Annotated in this window: 3 protein-coding genes; all 3 read right to left on the bottom strand. The window is 64.6% G+C overall.

The features are described from left to right. Positions 1 to 677: 677 nt before the first annotated feature. Positions 678 to 1,877, bottom strand: coding sequence for a benzoate/H(+) symporter BenE family transporter (locus ACR80S_RS17090; protein WP_435403902.1), 1,200 nt, complete (start codon positions 1,875 to 1,877; stop codon positions 678 to 680). 280 nt (positions 1,878 to 2,157) lie between these two features. Beyond that, entirely contained in the window at positions 2,158 to 2,943 is a 786-nt protein-coding gene (gene benD, locus ACR80S_RS17085) for a benzoate diol dehydrogenase BenD (RefSeq protein ID WP_435403901.1), read from the bottom strand. Next, a complete protein-coding gene (benC, locus tag ACR80S_RS17080; RefSeq protein ID WP_435402197.1) occupies positions 2,940 to 3,965 on the bottom strand; it encodes a benzoate 1,2-dioxygenase electron transfer component BenC in 1,026 nt (341 codons plus the stop codon). The genes benD and benC overlap by 4 nt, the downstream gene beginning before the upstream one ends. Positions 3,966 to 4,125 lie beyond the last annotated feature (160 nt).

Here is a 4,125-nt window from a genome sequence, read left to right as displayed (position 1 = left end):
CGGTGCATGATCTGCTTGGCGCGCTCGTTGCCCCCTTCCTGATCGAAGCCGGCGACGGTCTTCAGAAAGTCCTGCACCTCGGGGGTGTCAAAAATCTTAACGGTCATGGTCATCTCCACTGGTTGTCGTTGTGAGCGGCTGTCTCTGACCGAGACCCCGAAGACAGGCTTCGGTTGACGCTCGCTTCTTCTGGATGTCGGAATGATTCTGGCGCTCCCCGCAAGCCCCAACCAATATCGAATGGGTACCCCGCCATACCCTTGGGGTATCGACAGCGCCGACAAGGCAGCTCGGCGAATTGCCCCGGCATGTGGAGAAAATACGATTATTTCCAGAATCTTAGCGAAAGGAGCCGATGTCGGAACGGCATCGGCAGGGTGTAAGACTGCGCGAAACCACCGTGCCCGGTGGCGCAACGTGCCCAAGAGGCAGGATCGGCGGGGCCGGGAGGGCGCCGACGGGGATGAAAATCACGATCTGTCAACCCGGCGGGGGCGGGAGAGTGCGACAAAAGCATAATGACGTGTGCATCGAGCACGTACTCCCCGGGCAGGGCGACGATAGGCCACAAAAAAGGCCCGCACCGCCGAAACGGATACGAGCCAAGGAGGATAGCGGTTATCGCATGTCGCCAGGTACGGGGGATCAGCCCCCGTGACGGTGGCTCACTTGCCTGTTCACTCACCCACTCGCTTCTTCAGGGGGTGGGCGCTGCTGGCGAACTCGAAGTCCTTGGTCTCGAAGATCAGCGAGACCACCACGCCCAGCACCAGGGCCCAGAAGGTGGCGCCGATGCCCAGGATCTGGAGACCCGAGGCGGCGATCAGGAAGGCGAACAGCGCTCCCATCTCATGCTTCTTCCCGGAGAAGGCGATGGCCATGGCCGAGGTGATCACACGCATCAGCGCCAGGCCGGCGATGATGGTGATGAAGTAGCGCGGCATGGCATCGAGCAGGCTTACCACATAGCCGTAGAAGGGTGCCGCGACCACGAAGATAGCGCCGGCGACTACCGCTGCCACCCAGCGCTTCTCATGGGTGCCCGCCTCCGGCGAGGAGCAGATGCCGGTCATGGGGGCGGCGATGCAGGTGCTGTGCAGGTTGAAGAAGGCGGAGACCATGGTGCCAATGCCCCCCACGGCGGTGATGCCGTTGGCCGGCACCTCCTTGTAGCCCATCCCCTTCACCAGGCCGACGCCGGCCGGGGTCTCCATGCCCACCAGGATGATCGCCAGGGGCAGGCCGTAGGTCAGGAACGCGGCCAGGGTGAACTGGGGGAGGATGAACTCGGGGAAGCGGATGGTGGCCTCGATACCCGACAGGTCCACGCCGGTGGCGACCAGGTAGAGGATCCCCGCCAGCATGGAGACGATCAGCGGCGGCACCTTGCGGAGCAGTCGCGCCGAGACGAAGAAGGCCAGGATCATGATGGCTGCCGGCACGATGGCACTCTCCAGCGGCCGAACCATGTTGAGGCCAAAGCTGAGCAGCATGCCGCCGACCATACCCATGACGATGGGCATGGGCATCAGGCGCATGACGATGCCCATGACGCCGGCCAGGCCAGCCACCAGGGAGATGGCCCCGGCGATCAGGGTCGCCCCCAGCGCCGCCTCCAGGCCCACCACGGGAATCACCGCGGCGAACATCAGCGCGCCGGGAATGGAATTGGCCATGGGTAGCGGCAGCCGATAGTAGGACGGCACCAGCAGGCCGAACAGGCCGTTGATCATCAGGTAGCTGATGACCCAGATCATGATGAACGAGGAGTCGAGGCCCGCGGCGGTGCCGGCACTGATATGCACGACCCCCACGCTGAGCCCCAGGATGCCGGCCACGAGGCCGGTACTGGCGTTGTCGACGTTGAGGTCTCGTATGAAGTCTCTGGGCGCGTNAACGAGGAGTCGAGGCCCGCGGCGGTGCCGGCACTGATATGCACGACCCCCACGCTGAGCCCCAGGATGCCGGCCACGAGGCCGGTACTGGCGTTGTCGACGTTGAGGTCTCGTATGAAGTCTCTGGGCGCGTGCCTGAGGCTGACGCCCTTCTCGATGTGCTTCACGGTGAGCTCCAGGGGGTATGTTGTCGTTGGTATTGTGTCGATGGCGGGCAGCGGGAGGCGCTGGTTCGGCCTTTGCCGAACCAGCGCGACGCTGGCTAGCCCTGGTCGCCGCCGCCCACCGGCAGCACGCTGCCGGTGATGTAGCTGGCGTCATCCGAAGCCAGGAAGAGGATCGGCGCGGCCATCTCGTCCAGGGTGCCGTAGCGGCCCATCAGGCAGCTCTGCTTGGTCTGGTCGATATGTGCCTGGAACCAGGCCCGCTCCGTCTCGTTGCGCGGCTCGGGCGTGCCGCGGGAGATCTTCCGCGGTGGCGCCTCGGTGCCGCCGATGCCGGCGGCCGTTACGCGGATGCCGTGCTCGGCATATTCGAAGGCCAGGGACTCGGTCAGCGCATTGACGCCACCCTTGGCCGCCGAGTAGGGAATCCGGTGGATACCACGGGTCGCCACCGAGGAGACGTTGACGATCACCCCGCTGCCCTGCGCCACCAGGGTCGGCAGGGCGGCGCGGCAACACCACAGGGTGGGCATCAGCGAACGGTTCACCTCGGCGGCGATCTCGGCTTCGCTGAACTCGGTGAACGGCTTGAAGTTGATCGCGCCGCCCACGTTGTTGATCAGGATATCGATCCGGCCGAAGCGCTCGACGGTCTTGGCCATCACGTCCGAGGCGTCATCCCAGGTCTCCAGGTCGGCCTGCAGCGCGATGGCGTCCACGCCCTGCTCGCAGAGCCCCGCCACCACCTCATGGATCAGGTCGGCACGGTCCACCAGAGCCAGGCGGGCGCCCTCGGCGCCGGCCTGTTCCGCCACCCGCTGGCCGATGCCCTGAGCGGCGCCGGTCACCACCACTACCTTGCCTTCAAAACGCGTCCGGTTCATGACTTCACCCCCGCCTCGTTGGGCGTAAACTTCTCGTAGTGGAAACTCTGCGGCACGATGCCCTGGGCGTCGAAGTGCTTGAGCACCGCGTCGACCATGGGAGGCGGACCGCACAGGTAGACGTCGACATCGCCGTCGTGCATGACCTCGGGGTCCATGTGATGGGTCACGTAGCCCTTGCGCGGATGCTCGCTGGCTTCGTCCACCACCACGGTGGCGTAGGTGAAGCCGGGCAGCTTGGCCGAAAACTCATCCAGGGCGTCGACCTTGACCAGGTGATCATCCTTGTTGACGCCGTAGATCAGGTGAATCGGCGCCTCGCATCCCTTCTCCGCTAACTGGGCCAGCATGGAGAGGAAGGGCGCCAGGCCGGTGCCACCGGCCAGCATCAGCACCGGGCGTGCCACCTCGCGGAGATAGAAGCTGCCCAGCGGGCCGGTCAGGGTCAGGCGGTCGCCCGCCGCTGCCCGCTCGCCGAGATAACCGCTCATCACCCCGCCCGGGATATTGCGGATCAGGAAGGTGGCCCGCTTCTCGCCCGGCAGGGAGCTGAACGAGTAGGAGCGATGTGCCTCGGTGCCCGGCACGTCGATATGCACGTACTGGCCGGGCAGGAAGCCGATCGCGGCACCTTCATCCAGATCCACCACTAGCTCGATGCTGTCCTCTGAGAGTTGTTCGACCGCGGCTACCATGCCCTCGACCTTGCCAACCTGGGTCTTGCACAGGCTAGAGGCCACAGGGACCTGGATGACGCAGTCGGAGGACGGCACCATCTGGCAGGTCAGCACCATGCCTTCGGCGGCCTCCTCATCGGACAGGGCGTCCTCGATGTATTCGTCGCCCATGTCGAACTCGCCCTGCTCGCAGTGGCCCTTGCAGGTGCCACAGACGCCGTCGGAACAGTCCATCGGCAGGTTGACCTTCTGGCGATAGGCGGCGTCGAGAACCGTTTCACCTTCCTTGCAGCCAATGAAGCGGGTGACGCCGTCCTCGAAGTTGAGGGCAATGGTGTAGCTCATGGTCGTTCTCCTCCGACACCGGGTCTTCGTCTACCCATCAGATGTGATAGATATCGATGACCTGGTGGATATAGTCGTTGTTGAGTTGCACTACCTTGCGGGTGATCAGCGGCGCCTCGCCCGATACGTCAAGGGTGTAGAAGGAGGTCCCGAAGAAGGT

Origin of the sequence: Halomonas salsilacus, from assembly GCF_051216275.1 — a bacterium.
Classification (GTDB): domain Bacteria; phylum Pseudomonadota; class Gammaproteobacteria; order Pseudomonadales; family Halomonadaceae; genus Halomonas.
This window is presented reverse-complemented; position numbering and strand designations above follow the sequence as displayed.

What these genes read in the sequence shown, in the direction of transcription:
- benD (WP_435403901.1), bottom strand. Translation starts at nt 2,943, where the DNA reads ATGAACCGGACGCGTTTTGAAGGCAAGGTAGTGGTGGTGACCGGCGCC.
- benC (WP_435402197.1), bottom strand. Translation starts at nt 3,965, where the DNA reads ATGAGCTACACCATTGCCCTCAACTTCGAGGACGGCGTCACCCGCTTC.